At 45.7% G+C, this 22,501-nt stretch carries 15 protein-coding genes and 1 pseudogene; 11 read left to right on the top strand and 5 right to left on the bottom strand.

Annotation, left to right across the window (positions count from 1 at the left end):
- Positions 1-12: 12 nt before the first annotated feature.
- Positions 13-1,179, bottom strand: coding sequence for a pentapeptide repeat-containing protein (locus QUA44_RS26000; protein ID WP_333255728.1), 1,167 nt, complete (start codon positions 1,177-1,179; stop codon positions 13-15).
- 541 nt (positions 1,180-1,720) lie between these two features.
- Positions 1,721-3,217, bottom strand: a complete 1,497-nt coding sequence (gatB, locus tag QUA44_RS25995) for an Asp-tRNA(Asn)/Glu-tRNA(Gln) amidotransferase subunit GatB (protein ID WP_333255727.1) — start codon at positions 3,215-3,217, stop codon at positions 1,721-1,723.
- Positions 3,218-3,864: 647 nt separating this feature from the next.
- On the opposite strand from gatB, the gene QUA44_RS25990 reads away from it, so the two are divergent.
- The 9 genes from QUA44_RS25990 (at position 3,865) to QUA44_RS25950 (ending at position 17,695) form a co-directional block, all read left to right on the top strand.
- Positions 3,865-7,152 (top strand): PAS domain S-box protein, encoded by a 3,288-nt coding sequence (locus QUA44_RS25990; RefSeq protein WP_333255725.1) that lies wholly within the window; start codon positions 3,865-3,867, stop codon positions 7,150-7,152.
- Between the two features lie 606 nt (positions 7,153-7,758).
- Positions 7,759-10,971, top strand: a complete 3,213-nt coding sequence (locus QUA44_RS25985) for an EAL domain-containing protein (protein ID WP_333255723.1) — start codon at positions 7,759-7,761, stop codon at positions 10,969-10,971.
- A 105-nt stretch (positions 10,972-11,076) separates the two neighbouring features.
- Positions 11,077-12,666 (top strand): glycoside hydrolase family 57 protein, encoded by a 1,590-nt coding sequence (locus QUA44_RS25980; RefSeq protein ID WP_333255739.1) that lies wholly within the window; start codon positions 11,077-11,079, stop codon positions 12,664-12,666.
- Between the two features lie 264 nt (positions 12,667-12,930).
- Positions 12,931-13,251, top strand: a complete 321-nt coding sequence (locus QUA44_RS25975; RefSeq protein WP_333255721.1) for a nucleotidyltransferase domain-containing protein — start codon at positions 12,931-12,933, stop codon at positions 13,249-13,251.
- On the top strand, positions 13,248-13,643 hold the full coding sequence (locus QUA44_RS25970; protein ID WP_333255719.1) for a HEPN domain-containing protein: 396 nt from the start codon (positions 13,248-13,250) through the stop codon (positions 13,641-13,643). The genes QUA44_RS25975 and QUA44_RS25970 overlap by 4 nt, the downstream gene beginning before the upstream one ends.
- A gap of 244 nt (positions 13,644-13,887) precedes the next feature.
- Entirely contained in the window at positions 13,888-14,100 is a 213-nt protein-coding gene (locus QUA44_RS25965; RefSeq protein ID WP_333255717.1) for a hypothetical protein, read from the top strand.
- A 765-nt stretch (positions 14,101-14,865) separates the two neighbouring features.
- Positions 14,866-15,660, top strand: a complete 795-nt coding sequence (locus tag QUA44_RS25960; protein WP_445243699.1) for an ABC transporter permease — start codon at positions 14,866-14,868, stop codon at positions 15,658-15,660.
- A 224-nt stretch (positions 15,661-15,884) separates the two neighbouring features.
- The gene (locus tag QUA44_RS25955) at positions 15,885-16,748 is read left to right on the top strand and encodes an aldo/keto reductase (protein ID WP_333255715.1); all 864 of its coding nucleotides are present in this window, start codon (positions 15,885-15,887) and stop codon (positions 16,746-16,748) included.
- Between the two features lie 269 nt (positions 16,749-17,017).
- Positions 17,018-17,695 carry a GIY-YIG nuclease family protein gene (locus QUA44_RS25950; RefSeq protein ID WP_333255713.1) on the top strand — a complete coding sequence of 226 codons (678 nt, stop codon included), beginning with the start codon at positions 17,018-17,020 and terminating at the stop codon, positions 17,693-17,695.
- A 202-nt stretch (positions 17,696-17,897) separates the two neighbouring features.
- Here QUA44_RS25950 and QUA44_RS25945 read toward each other — a convergent pair whose 3' ends face one another.
- On the bottom strand, positions 17,898-18,746 hold the full coding sequence (locus QUA44_RS25945) for a DUF3598 family protein (protein ID WP_333255712.1): 849 nt from the start codon (positions 18,744-18,746) through the stop codon (positions 17,898-17,900).
- 18 nt (positions 18,747-18,764) lie between these two features.
- On the opposite strand from QUA44_RS25945, the gene QUA44_RS25940 reads away from it, so the two are divergent.
- Complete coding sequence (locus QUA44_RS25940) at positions 18,765-19,574, top strand: SAM-dependent chlorinase/fluorinase (protein WP_333255710.1); 810 nt, start codon at positions 18,765-18,767, stop codon at positions 19,572-19,574.
- Between the two features lie 141 nt (positions 19,575-19,715).
- On the opposite strand, the gene QUA44_RS25935 is transcribed toward QUA44_RS25940, so the two are convergent.
- Positions 19,716-20,612, bottom strand: a complete 897-nt coding sequence (locus QUA44_RS25935) for an alpha/beta hydrolase (RefSeq protein WP_333255709.1) — start codon at positions 20,610-20,612, stop codon at positions 19,716-19,718.
- A 34-nt stretch (positions 20,613-20,646) separates the two neighbouring features.
- Positions 20,647-21,651, bottom strand: coding sequence for a site-specific DNA-methyltransferase (locus tag QUA44_RS25930; protein ID WP_333255707.1), 1,005 nt, complete (start codon positions 21,649-21,651; stop codon positions 20,647-20,649).
- Between the two features lie 170 nt (positions 21,652-21,821).
- Between QUA44_RS25930 and QUA44_RS25925 the strand changes: the two are divergent.
- Positions 21,822-22,439: pseudogene (locus QUA44_RS25925) on the top strand (helix-turn-helix domain-containing protein).
- Positions 22,440-22,501: the final 62 nt, after the last annotated feature.

Raw genomic sequence — 22,501 nt, 5'->3', positions numbered from 1 at the left:
ACATTTCCCATTCTACTCAAAAATCCCGCCCCGTGCCCTTAACTCAGCTTTCACCGCTTCCGAAATTCCCAGACAACCAAAAAACTTCGCATTTTCCACCACCGTATTTTTTAAATCAGCGCGGCTCAAATCAGCACCGTTTAAATTCGCACCACTCAAATTAACACCACTTAAATCAGCATTTTTGCAATCAGTATTTGTCAAATTTGCATTTACTAAAATCGCATTCGGTAAATAAGCACTGCTCAAATTGGCGTCGGTTAAATTTGCACCGCTCAAATTCGCCCTGGGCAGCTTTGTCCGCAAATCAGCACCGCTTAAATTGGCGCTGCTGAGTTCAGCATCCCGCAAATTAGCATTGCACAAGTTAGCATCAATTAAAATAGCAGCGCTCAGCAAAGCACCGCTGAGATCAGCCAAAGTCAAATCTGCTCCCCGGAGGTTGGTTTCGCGCAAATCCGCACCGTTAAAATCAGCGTAGTGCAAGTCAAAACCGCTTAAATTAGCCCCTGCAAAATCCTCAATCGGATTCAAACCAACTGTTTGTGCAAGTTGTACAAAACTCTTATTTTTATCAGTTAAAAACAGTTCCCGGACGATCGCCAATTGCTGCTGCCGATACTCGTTGGCCTTCTCGTAATCTGCTAAATACTTGTAAGCAAGCTTCAAATTCTTGAGAGCATTGCGCTCAATGCGATCGTCCTTGCTCGCGCGCGCGATCGACAACTGCTCGTGATAACATTCGATCGCACCAGGCAAATCTACCTTAGCATCGTAAGCTAGCGCCAAATTACCCAAAGTTTCCAACTCAGAGCGCCCGTCGCCAGTTTCCCGCGCGATCGCCAAACGCTGCTGCTGGTAATCAATAGCACCAGAAAAATCCTCCAGAGCACAACAAGCATTGCCCAGATTTCCCAAAGCATTTGCCTCACCCCGGCGATCGCCAATTTCCCGCGCTAACACCAAATGCTGCTGGTAACAGTCGATCGCCTGAGCATAATTTCCCAGCGCTTCGTAAGCTACGCCCATATTACCCAGCGCCGCACCCGATCGCCGCTTATCGTCCATTGAGCGATACAGCGCCAGCGCTTCCTGCCAACAACCGAGCGCCGCCTCAAATTGGCGCGCCTGATATTGCGAAATCCCCTGCTTGATTAGCTCGCTAGCTTGTTCGCTCATAATGTCAAAATTAGTTAATAACTAAAGTTGATATTAATCGACTCAAAGCGGTAATTGCTAATCGGTAATCAGTAATCGGGAATCGGTATGGCCAATCCCCCTCTCTCCCATCCGTATTTTCACGTCCGTGCAAAAAAAAAGACAAAAAAAGAGAGAGCTACCTAAGTAACTCTCTCTGCCATCAGGGTGCATCTACATAACACAATATAACACGGTCAGCATGAGGGGTGTTACCCCCAAACGTGAAGATGTTGTAAAGAAATGTAGATTAATTATAAAGTTACGAGCCAGCGAGAAGGGCGATCGCGCGGCGAGCTCGGGAAAAACCGATCGCGCGCCGCTGTATCCGCTACACGATCCCCTTAACCAAAGCGGTTTCCTTCTCACAAAAATCGCAATTTTGTAGGGGTAGTGCGACCCCTACTCCCCGTGCCTACCCCCGACCTAGACGATTCGATCGGCAGATCAGACCAAGAGGGCCGGCACGGGGGCACGGCCCCTACGGAAAATGAAACAGCCCAGCCTTAACGACTGCTTTGCCTCAACCGTTAAGCTTCGCCACCAGCAGCTCATTGGTCAATTTGGGATCAGCCCGGCCGCCCGTTTCCTTCATCACCTTGCCGACAAAAAAGCCCAGCAGCTTAGTTTTACCGGCTCGGTACTGTTCGAGCTCCTTGGGATTGGCGGCCAAAACTGCATCGATCGCTTGATCGATCGCCCCAGTATCCGAAATTTGAATCAAACCCTTGCTCTCAACGAACTTCTGAGGAGAACCACCGTTTGCCAGCAACTCCGGCAAAATATCCTTAGCGATTTTGCCGCTGATCGTGCCAGCATCAATTAGCGCCAGCAGTTCGGCTAAATCCTGCGGTTGGAAAGGAATTTCTGCGATCGCCAGTTTTTCATTTTTCAGGTAAGCAGTGATATCGCCCATCACCCAATTGGCAGCTTGTTTAGCCACAGCACCAGCGGCGATCGTTTTTTCAAAATACTCCGCCACCGCTTTGTCGTCAGTCAGCACCCGCGCGTCGTAGGGAGAAAGAGCGAGATCGGTTTCGTAGCGATGGCGCTTGGATGCCGGCAATTCCGGCAGTTGAGCTTTCCAATCCTGCAATTGCTCCGCAGAAACCTCGATCGGAGGCAAATCCGGTTCCGGGAAATACCGGTAATCGCTCGCACCTTCCTTAATCCGCATACTGAAAGTACATTGCTTATTTTCATCCCAAAGCCGCGTTTCTTGGACGATGGTTTCGCCATTTTCCACAGCTTGAATTTGCCGCTCGATCTCATAATCGATCGCCCGCTCGATCGCATTAAAAGAGTTCATATTTTTAATTTCCACCTTCGTGCCGAACTCTTTTCTACCAACCGGGCGCACCGAAATATTCACATCGCACCGGAGCGAACCTTCCTGCATATTCCCGTCGCCAACACCGATATAGCGGACGATCCGGCGTATTTCTTGACCGTATTCGGCAGCTTCCGCGCCCGATCGCAAGTCCGGTTCCGAAACAATTTCGATCAGAGGCACACCGGCGCGGTTGTAATCCACCATTGAATAAGTAGAACCGCTGAGCCGATCGCTACCGCCGTGAACCAATTTGCCTGCATCTTCCTCCATGTGCAAGCGAGTGATCCCGATTTTTTTTCTAGTAGAATTGCCAGCCTCGTCCACCAGTTCAATTTCTATCGAACCGTTAGTGGCGATCGGCAAATCGAACTGAGAAATTTGATAATTTTTCGGCAAATCGGGATAGAAATATTGCTTACGGTCAAACTTACTGTAAGGTGCGATTTCGCAGTTGAGAGCCAGCCCTGCTTTCACCGCATACTCCAGAACTTTTTGATTTAATACTGGCAACACTCCAGGCATTCCCATACAAATTGGGTCAATGTTAGTATTTGGAGCATTGCCAAATTCTGTAGAAGAACTGGAGAAAATTTTAGTATTCGTACTCAATTGACAATGAGTTTCAAGACCGATAATGGCTTCGTACTGAGTTTGGTTTTTTATCGAAGAGGGTGCAGCAGCAGTCATAAGCGATTTAAAAGACTGAATAACTTTAGATTATATTTTAGCTTTTTATTGACCAAAGTGATTGGAGATTATTTGTAGGTAGGGGGAGTTTCATTGGTGGCAGCAAGCGCATCAAACCCTTAGTTCGGCAGGTTTAAACCCCTGCCGGACTTTGAGAAAGCGCGTTTAGTTGAGACAAATGGGGATCTGCATAGGCAACGCCCTGCTACAGATTGGCGATCGACCCACGCCCCCAGCCACGCCGCTCTCCTTGCGATCGCCCCCAAACAACAACTCTGTGCAAAAATATACTTAGCGCCTGCTCCTGCCCGCACCCTTCCCTTACCCAGGAGAGTTTGAGATCGATCCACCACAATTGCTGAGCAATCTGCACCCCAAATCCTTTGACTGGCAGTCTTTAATAACGCCGCCCGCCTCCAACGATCTGCTCCATGCACAGACTAAAAATTAAAAATGTATAATTGAACAAGAAATTATACCATTTTTTTAAAGATGTGATAGAGATAAAATACCGCCAGACATTGATAATTCTGTCTTTGAGTTTTTACATAAGTCTTGCATAACTTAAAAAAATGGTATTACATATTTTTAATTGTTAAGCCTTAATTTTGAATTCTAAAATTAACACTTGCCTAAGTGCCAAAAATATGCCTGAAATTCCAGTTGAAAGTGCCACACTGTTTCAGAACAGCATCACTGAGCTAGAACAGGCGGAATCAGCCCTCGAACTCGCTTGGAACGAACTCGAAAAACAAACAGCAGAAACCCTCGATCGCATTACCAAAGCCTGCTCAGCAAACGCACAGGAAATCAGCGACCGCTTTGCCGAGGCTAAGCAACTCCGCCAGCAACTTCAAACTCAAATAAAACAAACCAACTCGCGGCTGGAATTGCACCTAGAAAACTCGCAAATGGCAGTTATAGAGTGGGACAGGGAATTTCGGATAGTGCGGTGGTCGCCAATGGCCGAACAAATATTTGGCTGGAGTGCAGCAGAAGTAATCGGCAAAGACTGGCAGGAATTGTCAATAGTTCATCAAGAAGACTTCGAGCAAGTGTCCGCCGTCACAAATCAACTGTTACAGGGCAGGGAACCCCGCAACATTTGCCACAACCGCAACCATACCAAAGATGGCTCGGTAATTTACTGCGAATGGTACAATTCTGCACTAATCGATGAATCGGGAACAGTAGTTTCAATTCTCTCTTTTGCCAGAGACTTAACCGAACACCACCGCTCTCAAGAAGAACTGCACCAGCGCGAACAAGCTTTCAGCGCCCTAGCCGAAAATGCGACTGATATCATCGCCCGGTTCGATCGAGAACGGCGCCTCCTTTACATCAACCAAGCAGTAGAATCAGCGACCGGAAAACCCCCCGCAGAATTAATTGGCAATAGCAACAGAGAATCAGGAATGCCGCCAGACTTGTGCGACTTGTGGGACGAGACTTTTCTGAAAGTTTTTGGCACCGGGCAGCAAGAAACCATAGAATTTGAGTTTCCCACTCTCCAGGGCATAAAACATTACCACTGTCGAGTCATTCCCGAATTTGCTGAAGACAATTCAGTAGAAACTGTTTTATCAATCGCCCGCGACTTCACAGAACTAAAACAAGTCGAATGCCAGTTGCGACAAAGCGAATCAAAATTTAAAGCCATAGTTGATTCTAATATGATCGGCCTAATTTTTTGGGATCTTAACGGCAGCATTACAGATGCCAACGCCGCTTTTTTAAATACGGTAAACTATACGCGGGACGATCTGCTTTCAGGAAGAGTTAACTGGCAAGAAATGACACCGCCAGAATACGTGCGTTTAGATACAGAAAAAGTTGCTGAACTGAAGGCTAGAAATACGGTTATTCCCTTTGAAAAAGAATTTATACGCTCCGATGGTAGCCGCGTTCCGGTGCTGCTAGGCAGCACATTTTTAGAAGGAACTAAGCAGTTAGGCGTCAGTTTTGTGCTGGACTTAAGCGAGCGCAAACAGGCAGAATTAGAACTGCAAAAACATCAAGAACTTTTAGAGAGCATACTGACAACTATCCCCAACTTTCTCTACATTTACGATGCAGTAGAAAACAAAAATATTTATGCAAATGAATCTGTCACAGCCATGCTCGGCTACACTGCAAAAGAATTGCAAGATTTTGGTACAGATGCTGTAGTTAACTTGGTTCATCCCGAAGATATGTTAAAGCTAATTACAGGTATGGAGCGGCTAATACACAGCAGCAATCCCCATGAAACCGATGACATAGACTATAGAATTAAACACAAAAATGGGGAATGGCGCTGGGTGCACGATCGGTCTACAATCTTCAAAAGAACCCCAGACGGACAAATGAGGCAAGTTATCGGTTCCGTACTCGATATCAGCGATCGCAAACAAGCCGAAGAATCATTAAAACAGCAAAAAGAACTGCTGCAAACAATCTTCGACAACGTGCCGATTATGCTCGCATTGTTCGACAAAAACGGTCAAATAAACTGGGTAAACCGCCACTGGGAACAAGTGCTCGGCTGGAGTTTGGCGGAAATCAAAGACCGCGATATCTTAGCGGAATTTTATCCGCAGCCAGAATACCGTCAATGCGTTTTGGATGAAATCCAAGCAGCAAATCAGAACTGGAGCGACTTCAAAACACAAGTTAGAGACGGGCGAATTATCGACACTTCTTGGGCAAATGTTCGCCTTTCCGACGGCCGATGTATCGGCATCGGTCAAGATATCACCGAACGCAAACGAGCAGAAGCTGAACTCAAAGAACTCAACGAAACTTTAGAAGCTCAAGTCGCGCAGCGTACCGCAGAATTAGAGACTTTTTTTGATGCTTTGCCGGACTACATTTATGTTGTAGAACTGGACAATATGCGCTTTTCTTTTGTCAACCATCCCATTGCCGAATTTTCCGGCTTTGACAGTAGGCAGCAGATGCAGGGCAAAACCATTTTTGAGTGCTATCCCAGCGAACTCGCCGAACGATTTTGCCGGGAAAATTTGCAGGTATTTGAATCGGGCAAAACTGTACACTTCCAGGAAAAATTTGTGAGAGCGGGCGGCAATGCTTACTTCGACACGTTTAAAATTCCACTGAGAAATCTCAACGGTGATGTTTATGCTTTAATTGGCACTGCTCGCGATATCACTGAGTTGGTAGAGACAAAACAAGCTTTGTCAGAACGCACAGAGCAATTAGAAGCTGCCAATCAAGAATTAGAATCTTTTTCTTACTCAGTTTCCCACGACTTACGCGCACCTTTGCGACACATTTCAGGTTTTGTAGAAGCGTTGAAGCAGCGACTAGAATTAACTGAGGCTTTGAGCGATCGCAAAATAGTTCACTATATGGAAATAATTGAAGACAGCAGCCAAAAAATGAGCCTGTTGATTGACGGTTTGCTCGCCCTGTCGCGGGTGACTCGCACCGAGTTGAGGCAAATTCCGATCGATCTGAGCCGTTTGGTACAAAATGCGATTAAATTGACTAAACCCCCAACCGTCGCAGATCCGGCCCAAACTCCCCACAGCGTTGAATTTGCCGTTGGAGATTTGCCGACAGTAATGGGAGATCCAACCTTGCTGCAACAAGTGTTCAGCAACTTGATTAGCAACGCCGTCAAGTTCAGCAGCGGACGCATTCCAGCTACAATAGTTATTGAGGGTTTACCTGATGGGACGATTTGTGTCAAGGATAACGGGGTGGGTTTTCCGATGGAATATGCCGATCGCCTGTTTGGAGCCTTTCAGAGGCTGCACTCCCAGAGAGAATTTGAAGGTACGGGCATCGGTTTGGCGATCGTCCAACGGATTATTCACCGCCACGGCGGCACGGTTTGGGCCGAAAGCCTACCTAGTCAAGGAGCCACGTTTTACTTTAAACTAGGGCAAACAATCTCAAACGGTAATATAGATTCTTCAGTTGACAGTTGACAGTTGACAGTTGACCGTTGACAGTTGACAGTTGACAGTTGACCGTTGACCGTTGACCGTTGACCGTTGACCGTTGACAGTTGACCGTTGACAGTTGACCGTTGACCGTTGACCGTTGACCGTTGACCGTTGACCGTTAACCTCTACCTGGAAGGAAGAGGATTGGAGTAATGAATAGTCTTCTTTTAATTTCTCCGGATCAGGCTTTGGGCTTGAAACCAATTCTTTCTGCTAAGTTAAGTGCATAAGAGTTTTAAATTCAGAATTTAAAACTCTTATAGACTTAAATAAGTCACAATCGGTGAGAGCATCCGAATTTTGGTGTGACAGGAGTGTTCACTGTCAGGGATGGGAGCGAAAGATCGAGGCTTGGCTGTGCAAGATGCTGGCACTCCTAAAAAAACCTCTTTTAAAAATTGGGATGATCCCCAATCTGTTCTGTCAGCCCTCGACGGCCGTTGCTAAACAAAGGTTTTGCGAGTATAGTATATAATTAATTTTTATAAAAACACCTAAACATATCGAGATATAATTAACAACAAAAGTCAGTCTAAAAAATTACTAGCAATAACACGAACAACCAATTGAAAACCTCCCCAATACCTTATGTTAGATATAAGTCAGACCAACTATCTACTAAAACTGGTAGCGGAATCAACATTAAAATTGTTGATTATCGAAGACATGGCAGAAGATATGGAATTAATAGTGCTCGCCTTAGAAGCGGGGGGGGTAAATTTTAAGTGCGACACTGCCGAAACAGCAACAGAGTGCAGAAAACTGCTTGAGAATTGCAAGTACGATGCTGTACTATCCGATTACCGCCTCCCGGGATTCAACGGTTTAGAAGTGTTGAAATTAATGCAGGAATTGGGCCACGACATACCATTGATTTTAATAACGGGAAGTTTGGGAGAAGAAGCGGCAGTTGAGTGCATCAAAGCCGGAATGACCGATTACGTATTAAAAGGGCGACTGTTTAGGTTGCCAACAGTCTTAGAACGATCGCTCCAAGAATACAAAATGCGACGCCAGCAACAAGAAGCGATCGCCCAAATTCAGCGGCAAGCGACTCGTGAAGCGATCATCAACCGCATCCTCCAAGCCATGCGCTTCACCCTTGTACTCGACGAAGTGCTGCAAACCACCGCAGATCAACTGCACGAAGCTCTAGAAATCAGCGGCTGCGCGATATTGCAGCCAGATGCTGAGGGCAGGATCGGGATTCGCTACATGAGCTTAAAGGCAGCCGACAGAGAACGGGCGATCGGTCTAAATTGCGACTTTGCCCAACACTATCGCTTCTCCCTCGCCCGCGGAGAAACGATCGCCCTCGCCGAGTTATCGACTCTGGGCCCGGAACTGCAAGCATCAGCGGAATTTTTAGGGTTTCACTCGATCGCGATCGCACCGCTGCTCTACCAGCAATCATTTTTGGGAGGAATTTGCCTCTACCAGTGCGATCGAGCGCGCTCTTGGAGCGTCGAAGAACAGTCGCTACTCAAAGCCATAGCCGATCAGTGCGCGATCGCGATCCACCAAGCCGAACTCTACCAACAAGCCCAAACCGAACTTGCAGAACGCAAGCGCGCCGAAGCAGCAGTCTGCGGCATCCAGCAGCAGCTAGCCACAATGGCAGCCAACATTCCCGGCTCAGTCTACCGCACCGTGCTGCATCCAGATGGCACAATGTCCATGCCCTACATCAGTCCGGGCGTGCGCGAAGTTACTGGGATCGGGGCCGAAGAAGTGATTTCGCACCCGGAACTCTTGACAGAAATCATCCATCCAGAGGACAAAAGCTTTTTTGACAGCAGCGTAGCAGCATCGACAGCGAGTCTTTTGCCGTGCGATCGCCAGTACCGCATCGTTCTGAGATCTGGGGAGGTCAAGTGGGTGCAAGACAGCGCTAAATTTTCCAAACACGAAAACGGCGACGTAATTATAGACGGAGTAGCCCTGGACATCAGCGATCGCAAACAAGCAGAATCAGCCCTGCGCCAAAGCGAACAGCGATTTCGTTCGCTGATTGAAAATGCCACAGACATCACGATCATTCTTGACGCCGAAGGAATCTTCCGCTACATCAGCCCTTCCGTCAAGCGAATTTTAGGATACGGGCCCCACCAGGCGATCGGGCGCAGCGCCTTAGAAATAGTTCACCCCGACGACTGCACCACGATCACCGAAACCCTCCACAAAGCCATTAAAAACCCCAAAAGAAGCCAGTGCCCAGTTGAGTACCGAGTCCGCCACCGCAACGGTTCCTGGTGTTATGTAGAAGCTGTAGCCACCAACTTGCTGCATGATCCCGCAGTCCAGGGAATCGTGATTAACTGTCACGACATCACTCAGCGCAAACTCGCCGAAGAACAACTGCTGCACGATGCTTTTCACGACGCCCTCACCGGATTGCCCAACCGATCGCTATTTACCGATCGGCTGGAACACGCTCTGAGGCTGGCAAAACGGCGCAAAGACTACTTGTTTGCCGTACTGTTTCTCGATTTAGATAGATTTAAAGTAGTCAACGATTCCCTCGGCCACGCCATCGGCGATCAATTGCTAGTATCGATCGCGCGGCGTCTGGAAGCTTGTCTGAGGGTCGGAGATACAGTCGCCCGCCTCGGAGGAGACGAGTTTGTGCTGTTGCTAGAAGACATCGAGGGCATCAATGAAGCTACCACCATTGTCAACCGCCTGCAAAAGAAAATCACCTCCCCTCTCCTTCTAGACGGACACGAAGTATTTATCACCGCCAGCATCGGCATAGCTTTGAGTTCTGGCGAATATCTGGAACCGACAACCCTGCTGCGCGACGCCGACACAGCAATGTACCGCGCCAAAGAACTCGGCAGAGCCCGACACGAAGTTTTCAACAGTTCCATGCACGCCCACGCTTTGCGGCTGTTGCAGCTAGAAAACGACCTGCGGCGGGCGATCGAATCAATTAAAGAGCCGGTCAGAGAAGAAGACTTTCCCCCATCCCACGAATCAGCCTTACCTCCCTTATCCGCAGCGCCCCAGTTTATTATTCACTACCAGCCGATCGTGTCGATCGCCACTAACACAATTACCAGTTTTGAGGCCCTAGTGCGCTGGCAGCATCCAGAACGTGGCTTAGTTTCCCCCGGCGAATTCATCACCATCGCCGAAGAAACCGGCTTGATCGTAACCCTCGGCCGCTGGGTACTTCGCACAGCTTGCCACCAAATCCGCCAGTGGCAGCAGCTATTTCCCAGCAACCCCCCCTTAAGCGTTAGCGTCAACATTTCTGTCAAACAGTTTTCTCAGCCAGATTTAATCGAATACATCGACCAAGTTCTTGAAGAAACTAACCTCGACGGCAGCAGTTTAAAACTCGAAATTACCGAAAGCGTACTCATAGAAAATTCCGAATCAGTAACAGCAATGCTGGTGCAGCTCAGAACCCGAAACATACACTTGTGCATTGACGACTTCGGCACCGGCTATTCATCACTCTCCTACCTGCACCGCTTCCCTACCAATACCTTAAAAATAGACCGCTCTTTTGTTAGCAGAATGGGAGGTGAATTCGATTTCAGCAAAGGAGGCATTGACCCGACAGAAATTGTGCGGTCGATCGTTACTTTGTCGCACAATTTAGGCATGGATGTAGTAGCCGAAGGAGTCGAAGAAGCCTCGCAACTATCTCTACTAAAAGGGTTAAAATGTGAGTACGCCCAGGGATTCTTTTTCTCAAAGCCAGTAGACTCTCAAACAGCAGCAGCCCTAATCCGACAGCAAGCAGAAAATCAGAATTTGCTGACATTTAGTTTGTTAGAGAAAGGCCATTAAAAAAACACGGCATTTTGTGAGTCCCGTTTCAGCATAAAATCTTAAAATATTTTAATGCTGTCACTAACTCTAGCGTCAGTTAATAACTACGACATCCAAATCATTATGACTATTGGCTACCTCGCCCTCGTTCTCCACGCCCACCTGCCTTTTGTGCGCCACCCCGAAAGCGACTACGTTTTAGAAGAAGAATGGCTGTTTGAGGCGATCGCAGAAACCTATATTCCCTTGCTGCAAGTCTTTGAAGGACTCAAACGCGACGGCATAGACTTTAAGATTACCATGAGCATGACACCGCCATTGGTGGCAATGCTGCGCGACCCCTTGCTGCAAGACCGTTTCGACGATCACTTGGCAAAACTCGAAGAACTAGCGGATCTCGAAATCGAACACAACACTGGCAACGGTCATCTCCGCTATTTAGCCGAACATTACGCCGCCCACTTTTCTCAAGTCCGCAATTATTGGGAAAAGTGCGATCGAGATTTAGTCAAAGCCTTCAAAAAATTCCAAGACAGCAACAACCTCGAAATCATGACCTGCGGGGCCACCCACGGCTACTTACCGCTGATGAAAATGTACCCAGAGGCAGTTTGGGCGCAAATACAAGTAGCCTGCGACAACTACGAAGAAAACTTCGGCCGCCGACCAAAAGGCATTTGGCTGCCCGAATGCGCCTACTATGAAGGCTTAGAGCGGATGTTAGCCGACGCCGGCTTGCGGTACTTTCTCACAGACGGTCACGGCATCCTCTACGCCCGCCCCCGTCCCCGCTACGGCAGCTACGCGCCGATTTTCACCGAATGCGGAGTAGCAGCCTTCGGCAGGGATCACGAATCATCGCAGCAGGTTTGGTCTTCCGAAGTCGGCTATCCAGGCGCCGCCGAATACCGCGAATTCTACAAAGATTTGGGCTGGGAAGCCGACTACGATTACATTAAGCCCTACATCATGCCCAACGGCCAGCGGAAAAATACCGGGATTAAATATCACAAAATCACCGGTCGCGGATTGGGTTTAGGTGATAAACAGTTGTACGATCCTTACTGGGCGCGGGAAAAAGCCGCCGAACACGCCAGCAACTTTGCTTTCAACCGGGAACGCCAAGTCGAACACCTCAACGGCATCATGCAGCGTCCGCCGATTATTGTTTCACCTTACGACGCGGAACTTTTCGGTCATTGGTGGTACGAAGGGCCTTGGTTCTTAGATTACCTGTTCCGCAAGAGTTGGTACGACCAAAATACCTACGAGATGACGCACTTAGCCGATTATTTGCGGGGAAATCCGACTCAACAAGTTTGTCGCCCGTCTCAGTCTAGCTGGGGTTTCCGGGGTTTCCACGAATATTGGCTCAACGATACCAATGCTTGGATTTACCCGCACTTGCACAAAGCAGCGGAACGGATGATTGAGTTGGGAAGCATGGAACCAGAGGATGAATTGCAGTATCGGGCTTTGAACCAGGCGGCGCGGGAAGTGCTGTTAGCTCAATCTTCTGACTGGGCGTTTATCATGCGGACGGGGACGATGGTTCCCTATGCGGTGCGGCGGACTCGATCGCACTTAATGCGCTTTCACAAGTTGTACGATGAAGTGAAAGAAGGCAAAGTCGATTCTGGTTGGTTGGAGAAGGTTGAGGAGATTGATAATATTTTCCCTGAAATTAACTATCGCGTTTATCGATCGCTTTAAGTCTCGTTTCCCCTTTCATCCTGTCCCCCCAGCCCTGCTTAAGGGAGGGACAGGATGTTAATTAAAATTAGAGGTGATGCGGCGATCGCCATGAGTGGAATGAGATGGGCGATATTTGGTTGAGAGTGTGAGTGCGATCGCATTTTTGGTCGGGAAAGGTCGATCGCCCTTTCTGTCTTTTTCTCAACGCGCAGGCGATCCCCTTTTTGGTATAATAGAATTGTTCAATAACACGAATTATCTAAATACAACCGATCGCGAAATATGAATAAACAAATCCAAACAATTGTCACCAAAACTCAGCAAGCTCTCAAAAAACTTTACGGCGAACAATTAGACAAAATTGTTCTTTTTGGCTCCCAAGCTAGAGGTGATGCTAGACCAGACTCCGATATAGATATCTTAATAGTTCTCAAAAAATCCTTTAACTACTCTCAAGAAAGCGATAGAATTAGTATTTTAATTGCCGACTTATGTTTAGAATATAATGTGCTGATTAGCTGTGCATTTGCCACTGATGAGCAATTTTATCAGCACAATAATGGTTTCTTCCGCAACATTCGTCAAGAAGGGTTAGCGATATGACTCCAGAACAACACAGACTACTGGATAAAGCAAGTAGAAGTTTGCAAGCAGCGAGAGAATTGAACAACACAGGTTTTCCTGAATTTGCCACTTCCCGTGCCTATTATTTAATGTTTTATATCGCCACAGCATTTTTAGAAGCTGAAGGATTATCCTATTCGCGACACTCAGCCGTTATCGCTGCTTTTGGGGAACGCTTCGCTCGCACTAATCGAGTTCCGGTAGAACTGCACCGCTACCTAATTGATGCTGAAAGAACTCGTCTCAGAGCGGATTATAATGTCGATCCAAATATAACAGAAACCGATGCCGAACAACTGATATCGCGGACAGAATACTTTCTTAATTTTGCCCTAACCAATATTGATTCGCTTCCTCCACTATCTCCTTAAATGATAGGAAGCTTGTTTGGGCTGGGGAGGCAGAGCGCAATACTGTTGATATTAATGCGGAAAATTATTATATCGAAAGTTATCCTAAAATCAAAAGTTTTTCCATTGAAGGCGGCAACTGGTATTTTTGCCGAAGTTCCTGAGTTTGTGATCGCGCAAATATCAAAGTCAAATTGAAAAATACTTAAACTCCCTGATTGCTAATCAAGATTTGTTGCAGCCGACAATATCCACAATTCGCGAGATGGTAGAAATCGAACAGGTGGAATTGAACCGGGAACAGGAACAGAGGGAACGTCAGCGCGATCGGGAACAAATGGAAATCGACAGGAAGAACGAAGACAAAGAGAAAAAGCGCGGCAAACTTGAGAATATCATCTTTTTTGTCGGAACTGCGATCGGCGGCGGACAAATTTTTGGGGCCAGCTATCTCCTAATCAAAGATACACCGATTTAATAGCAACCAGATTTTTCCCTCCCGCTTCATCCCTTCACCCCCACGATGATCTGGAGTTTGCTTTTCGGTTTAATATTCAGCCTGCTGATACTGGGTATCCTGCCGCTGGCGAGAAAAATATCCCCCAGAATCCTGCGGCTGGTAAGAAAAATATTGCCCCGGTAAAGCGGTGCGTGACAGTCAATAGTAAAGGGCTGCAGTGCAATGATTAGTCACCGTCACGCACCCTATGGTTAGATATAGCACAATACGGTTGACTTAACGCTTTTGGACGAATGTCATCTCACGATTTTATAGGCCATACAGGCATTTGTTGAAAGTCAGATTGTTCTTAAGTCACCCGTATTGAGATATAGCAATCCTCGCATCATTTGTGAATTTCTTACTCCCTCAGAGCGGGTTCGGGGAGGGTTGGGGTGGGGTAAAAAATTTATGACTCCTGCAAGGATTGCTATATTTGTCAAATATTTATAAGATTAAGACTTGTAACACATTAGTATTTCCAATCAATCAAGCGATTATTGGTGTAAAAATATCAATTATTCTTAATAATTGCCAAAAGATATGGGCTTAAGATGAACTGAAATGAATAATTGTAATCTTTGTTTAAATATTGTTAGATAAATTAATAATGCGTGTTAGTAAAACTACTTAACTAAGCGGTATAAATAATTTAAAATTATAGTGTAAAGAGCAGCCAGTACAGCAGTTAACTTCACACAACCTTTACAATAGGATGAAATCTAAGTATTTCAACGGCAAAAAATGGCGACAAACATGGGACGATATTTGCACGTACTGAAATTGTTCTGGGGTGCGGCGATCGCAGCGGAACTAGAATACCGAATCAACTTTGTCCTCGCGGCCCTCAGCAGCCTGGGAAATCTTGCGGGCAGCTTGTTTGGGCTGTTTTTGTTCTACCGTACCGGCTACACGTTTGCGGGCTATTCATGGGAAGAGGCTTTAGTTGTACTCGGTATTTTCACGATTTTGCAGGGGTTTTCGTCAACGTTTCTAGCACCTAATCTCAGCCGTATTGTCGATCGAGTGCAGCAAGGTACTCTCGATTTCGTACTCCTCAAACCCATCAGTTCCCAATTCTGGCTGTCTGCAAACACAGTTTCGCCTTGGGGAATCCCAGATTTAATCTTGGGCGCCGTATTGCTGCTGTATGCTGCTAACAAGTTGGGAGTAGAAATCGGCAACTATTTTTTAACAGCAATACCGCTGTTATTCGGAACTATTACTCTTTACAGTATATGGTTTATGTTAGGTGCAACCAGCATTTGGTTTGTCAAAATTTACAACGTTACCGAAGTTCTCAAAGGATTGTTAGAAGCGGGTAGATTTCCAATGGCAGCTTATCCCGCAGCTTATCGATTTTTCTTCACTTTCGTAGTTCCCGTTGCCTTCTTGACGACTGTGCCTGCAGAAGCCATGCTGGGGAGAGGTGAAATCGTTTGGATCGCAGGGGCGGGAATATTGGCGATCGGGCTGTTATTTTTCTCCCGCTACTTCTGGCAATTTGCACTCCGCTTTTACACCAGCGCTTCCAGCTAGTTAAGTCTGTAGGTAAGCTGCTGCACATCTAGATTGTCTATTATGTTTGAGAGGGAGAGGATTTGACACGGGGGGAATAGGGAATTGAAATATACATTTTCAAGGCAAAACAGCTTATCTAAAAAATATTCTTTCTATTTACTTAGATAGTTAAATAAATGTAAAATTTCAATCTATCCTTGAAATGTAAACTGAAAATAAACCACGCAAATGAAGGCAAACAAATGAAAAGGAAAAAACTGGGTAACAGTAATTTTACTATCAGCGCGATCGGTCTTGGATGTATGCCAATGTCCTTAAGTGGCCGGCCACCAGAATCGCAATCAATTGCGGTAATTCACCGCGCCCTCGATTTGGGTGTCACCCTAATTGACACCGCCGATTCCTACTGCCAAGATCAATCCGACAAACACCACAACGAGCACCTGATTGCCAAAGCTTTACAACAATACAGCGGAGATGTTAGGGCTGTTACTGTGGCCACTAAAGGCGGCTTAATGCGGCCTCAAGGTGCGTGGACGCGCAATGGCAACCCCCACCATTTACGCAAGACAATTCGGGAAAGTTTTGAAGCATTGGGCGGCAAGGAACCGATCGACCTTTGGCAATATCACTCGCCCGATCCCGCTTATACCATTGAAGCAGCCCTAGCACCCGCAAAAGAAGCAGTAGAAGCAGGAATGATTCGATTTATTGGAGTGTCCAACTTTTCTGTAGAGCAGATCAAACGCGCTCGCGATACAGTAGAAGTTGTCTCCGTGCAGAATCAATATAATCCTTGGCACAGAGAGCCAGAATCAGACGGCGTACTGGAATATTGCGAAACCGAAAAACTGACATTTTTTCCCTGGAGCCCTTTGGGGGGAAGCCGCCGAGTCACAAGCTTGCAAGATATGCCCGCGATCGCTAAATTAGCCACAGAAAAAAACGTTTCTGTTTACTGTATAGTATTAGCTTGGTTGATGGCAAAATCGCCCTGCGTCGTTCCGATTCCCGCTGCGACAAAATTATCGAGCATTGAGGACTCCGTAAAGGCGATCGAAGTTAAATTGACTGACGAGGAATTGCAACAAATTGCCGTAAGTTAAGTAGATAAGGGCAAAAAACAATAGAACAGGCTTTCCGGCCTGTTCCACTAGAACTTGATTGTGGGGTGGACATCTTGCCCGCCAATGAAAGTGGGATTTAACTGAGATCTTGCACCATTCTCGCTTAACAGGCTTTCCGGCCTGTTCCCCAATAAAATTCACTCTTTGTGGAACAGGCCGGACAGCCTGTTCATAAAAAGCTTATTGAGAATGGTGGAAGATTTCAGATTTAATGAGTAAAGTTGACATTTTTTGAGGAATTGGGTTTTATGGAAGCTAATCAAGTGAATGCCGATCGAGATGTAGCAATTGAACATCAAAACGTACCTGTCGCCCATGAAGGACTGCACAACTTTTTATACAGTTCCGACTCAGAACACAGCGCAGCAGCCGCTATTTCTGAAGTAGAAAATGACGGCACGCAAGTAATGTCGATAGATACATGGCGCGATTTGGCAACTAACGCGAAAGTCGCCGGCGTTTACGCTGTAATGGATACTGCCCGCAACACTCAGTTTATAGGTTATTCGCGAAATATCCTGCTTTCAATCAACGGTCACATCGCCCAAAATGGCACAGAAAATTGTGCTTTCCTGCGTGTGCAAACTTTCAAATTCCCCAAGCGGGAAGAAATGGAAAGTTTGCGGGATGCTTGGATAGCAGAACTAGGCACTATTCCGCTGGGAAACGCCGCACAGAGCGAAATGTGGGCGGCTACGGTAGGCCAAGCAGCCCGCGCTGCTATGTCTGCTGAGGAACAAAAAGCTTATGAAGAAAAGAAGCTGAAATTACGCAAAGCAATGGCCGATTCCACTCTTACCAAAGAGTTAGAAACAGCAGCCAAGATTGACGGCGAACGACACGAACATCTGGAAGCTGCAGTTAACAATGATGATTGGAGTGCGGTGATTCAATCGCAAACCCAGGAAACAAAGTCCGGCGAATAAAAATCGCGAAAACACGCAGATTGGTAGGGGCGGGTTCGCCGAAATTTATCTCATCAAATCGCAGAATTAAAAAACCCTCCCCCACCCATCCCAGATACCGACAAACCTTTTATATAATCAGAATTTTTTGGTAGAGTGGGGGCGGGTTTATCAATATTTGGAATGGGAATTAAAGATGGTTGGTGAACCCGCCCCTACGAAATTAATAACTAATTTTCCGTTCAGTAACTAAAGTCAAACTGACCCATTCACCTTTGTCATTGTAACTGCGAATCATCCGAAATCGCAAGTCAGGTTCTACCAACCAACCGGCATCAAAAAATATAGGTTTTCTGAGTTCAACTTTCACCGGACAAGTGCAAGAACCGCCATCGGGAAGCAGCAAAACTTGCACTGGTGTTGAACCTTCGTTAAAATTAATCACAGAACTGTCAATGCTGCCGCTAGAACTGATAACATTAGCATTGTTGCCAAAAGTAATTTTTTGAATTAGGCGATCGCTACTTTCCAAATGCAATTGTAAATTGGTAGAATAGGAATCAGGAGAACGCGAATCTGGATACATTGTCACGGCCTCGCCCTGCCACTCTCCTAGCAAAGCCTCAACAGTTAAAGGCGGACGTTCGGAGACATTTTTATCAAGCTGCTTTTCCCGAATTAAGGTAAGTTTGGATAAATTGCCGTCGGTATTGTATAGCTGAACGAAGCGCAATCGGCGATAATTGTAGATAAAACCAAACTCGGCACCAGACTCAGAATAAGGCGCTAATTGAATAGTACCCTGACAAAAATTTCCATTCTCAAAAAACAGGATATCTCGTCCCAAACTCTGATATTCTCGAACAAGTTCGCTGACTTCCGGTTCGCCGACACCGCTAGGATTTGGCGAGAAGCGGCGGAGTTTCAATCGCACGGTTTTGTTGTCATTCAAACCTTCGAGAGAAATAATGGTAGGAGTATCTTGAAGTACCTCTCCTCGCGTTGATAGCTGAGTGAAGGAACCGTGCCATTCTCCCAAGTTTTGCAGAAAATTTTCCCACTGCGCTACCATATTCTTACCTTTGGATATATGTCTAAAAATAGAATTATAACTCTACTGACGGATTTTGGATTGAGCGATGTTTATGTGGGAGTGATGAAAGGTGCGATCGCCCAAATTAACTCGCAGTTAAAAGTGATTGACATTACGCACCAAATACCCTCGCAAAATATTGCGGCGGCGAGGTTTTGTTTGATGGCTGCTTTTGCTTATTTTCCGCCAGAAACCGTACATATTGCTGTCATCGATCCGGGCGTGGGTAGCAACAGACGCGCGGTGGCGGTGAAATGTGCTAATTGCTTCCTTGTCGGGCCCGATAACGGGTTGTTTAGCGGGGTGTTGAGTCGCGAAAGTGCGATCGCCGCTGTGGAGTTGACGAATTCGCAATATTGGCGATCGCCCCAACCCAGCAGCACTTTTCACGGTCGCGATATTTTCGCAGCAGTGGGTGCTCATTTGGCGATCGGGGTGCCGCTGGAAGAGTTGGGAAGGGCGGTACGCCCTGCGAGTTTAGTGCAGCTACAGATACCAAATTGCGCCGTTACAGCCACAGGTGCGACAGGTTTTGTTCAATATGTCGATCGTTTCGGCAACCTAATTACTAATATCCCCAATAATTGCATTATAGGTAACAATTGGTCATTGACAATTAGCAATAGTTCTGATGCAATTCGCATCCCCAGCGGTAAAACCTACAGCGACAGCAATCCCGGTGAATTAATTGCCATAATTGGTTCTGACGGTTGGCTAGAAATTGCCGTTAATGGCGGCAGCGCTCAATCCGTTTTGCAGCTACAATTTGGAGATAAGGTAGAAATAATTTACAGAGATTACGTGTAATCTGCATTTATAGTCGTGGAGGCAGAAACCGGGTTTTTTACAAAAAGATTGCATCATAGCCTTTAATATCAGTGAAAAACCCGGTTTCTTTGGTCTTGATTCGTAAGTCCAGATTTCAGATCGGTTCTAAAAACACCTTATTCATTTAATTCTATATTGCTTTGCAAAATCAACAATAGTTTGGCGGTATTCGCTGCTGTTAAAAAAAACATCTCCATTATTGTGTTTAGCCTTCACAACGAGCAAAATTTGCTTGGGTTCACCAGAAGCAGCATACAACTTTTTACTCATCGCAGCGGGAATCAAAGTATCAGCGCTTCCGTGGGCGAACAAAACCGGAATTTTGAGCAATTTAACTTTATTCAAAGAATCAAACTTTTGTGTCAATAGCAGCCGCACCGGAAACAGCCACATCAAACTTTGGCGTTCTACCATATCCAGCATGGAAGTGAACGAACTTTGAACAATTAAGCCCGCAGCTTTAGGGTGTGCGATCGCTAATTCTACAGCAACAGCACCTCCGAGTGAATGACCGTACAAAAAAATTTCGCTGGGCGACAATTGCCGCTCTTTCACTAAATAATTATAAGCTGTTTCTGCATCTTCATATATCCGAGCTTCGCTGGGAAAACTGCCTTGACTGCGCCCGTAACCCCGGTAATCTATCAGCAATACAGAAAAACCCAATTGTCGAAACTGGTAAGATTGATTGATATTCGTACCGATGTTAAAGCCCTTGCCGTGCAGGTACAATAGAGTTCCTAGCGGCTGTGGATTGGCGGTTGGCAGCCACCAACCGTGAATTTTCTCTGTTTTTGCGGTTTTGGGCGATCGCCCGTTAACTGGCAACCAAACCTCTTCGTAGGGGACATTGAAAGCATCCGGTGTTTTGGCGATCGCAGATGTTGGGTCAAAAATCAGACGAGTTTGCAGGCTAAACAATAGTATACAAGAGACGATGTAGGCGATCGTCCAAAATTTCACCAAAGACCATAGCCACTTATAAAAATGTATGTATTTATTTGGTAATTTATTCATTACGGCAAACTCAATAATCGGCGATTTAACAACATTAACAACAATAATTATTGATATCAAACAGTAGCAGACTCTGAGGTAATATAAATCCCGATGGTTCCTCTGTCAAAAGCTTGTTATATATTTCATCGGCTTTGTCAAAGCATTCTTGAGGTAAAAATCTCAAGGTTGAGGCAGCAATATATTGTTTTTCTAGTTCAAAACTAATCCACTTTCTTGATAGTTCTTCTGCTGCGTGACCAGTCGTATTAGAACCAGAAAAAATATCTACTACTAAATCTCCCGGTTCAGTAAGAAAATTGACAAAAAATGACGGTAACTTTTTGGGGAAACGTGCCGGATGCACCTTAACATTAATCTCTTTGCACAAGCGCAGGTATTGAGAATTGCTATCGGCATTAGAAAATTCTAGCAAATTAGATGGTAGAGCGCCTCCATTATCTTTGGCAAATTTATCGCTAATCTGATGACCGGAAGGACGTTCCTTGGGAGTATAAAATTCATCAGCATTTTTCAAGAGTTTTTTCATTCTCTCAGAATACTCTACTTTAACTTTAGTAATATTTGCTTGAGGCTGATTCGTTTTGGAAAGCCACCAAACAGGATTAACAGAGTCTTTTGCCCGAATTTTCCGTTTATTCACCCACTCTATAGGAGATGGAAGTTTTGAAGGATTAAACCAGAAAAACTCTTGAGCAAGTTTAAATCCATACTCGTCGCATAACCTAATAAGCACGCGGTAATTATACAGCGACCTTACGGGTATCCCTTTTTGATAAGCACCGCCAAGGTCTATCACAAAACTTCCCGTGTCCTTGAGAACTCTTTTAATTTCCGGTGCAAATCCCAGTAACCAGTCAACATATAAGTCTTGGTCTTCATTTCCATAACTTTTTTTACGTTGTAGTGCAAAAGGAGGGGATGTCATCACCAAATCAACAGAATTACTAGCAAGAGAATTGAGCAGATGAAAAGAATCTCCCAGATAAGCTTGACCGTACTTGGTGCTATAAACTGGGGCGGGCAAAATATTACTCATATCTAATTGAACATTATTGCAAGTTACAAAATACAGAGTGCGATCGATTTTATGGTAATTCTAGCTTAACTCGTACTGAAAGTACGAGTAAACCCGTACTCTCAGTACCTTCTTTAAAATGTAAATTCTTCGTACCATTCAAAAATCGAACTGTCAGTACGTTTTTGTAAATGGTAAAGGGTATGAATTACAAGGAAGCTAGACAACTGTTTGCGGCCAAAGTAAGTCAGTTGCGCCGAGAAAAAAGGATGACACAGGAGGAGTTAGCAGAACTCGCAGATAAGACTACTGACTATATCAGTTTATTGGAGCGGGGTGAAAGATCGCCATCCTTTGAAGTCATTCTGAATCTCGCTGAAGCTCTAGACGTACCAGCTAGTTATTTATTAAGTTTTAGCCAAAGCGGTGAAAGTACGGCTATCCTTAATACCCTGATAGCTGAGCCAGTTTCTCCTTCGGTAGTGGAGCCGGTTGAAGAGCCTATTACTACAGAAAACGAACGCAGTTCAGATGCTAAACGGCTAGAAGATGCGATGAAAAGCATCCAAGAATTGCAAAATCTGGCTAGTGAATATGGTATTGCGGATATTTTTCAAGATAACGGGGGATAGACTTTACAGTTATTAATCCTTTTAGGGCTGCGGATATCGCCTGGACGAGAAGGAAACGATGCTATTGATGCTGAAGGAAAAGAATACGAACTTAAAACAAGAAATATTGCTCTCAATAGAAGCGGTGGGGTCACTACTCACCATCATTTGAATGAAATTATAGTATCCGCTCAATAAGTAGGGGTAGCAGAGAAAAAAAAGTAAGCAGAGTACACAAAGTGTCATAAAATAGGAAACAT

Origin of the sequence: Microcoleus sp. N9_A2 (assembly GCF_036701775.1) — a bacterium.
GTDB lineage: Bacteria > Cyanobacteriota > Cyanobacteriia > Cyanobacteriales > Microcoleaceae > Microcoleus.
Note: the sequence above shows the minus strand (reverse complement) of the source record. Positions and strands in the feature narration are given on the sequence as shown.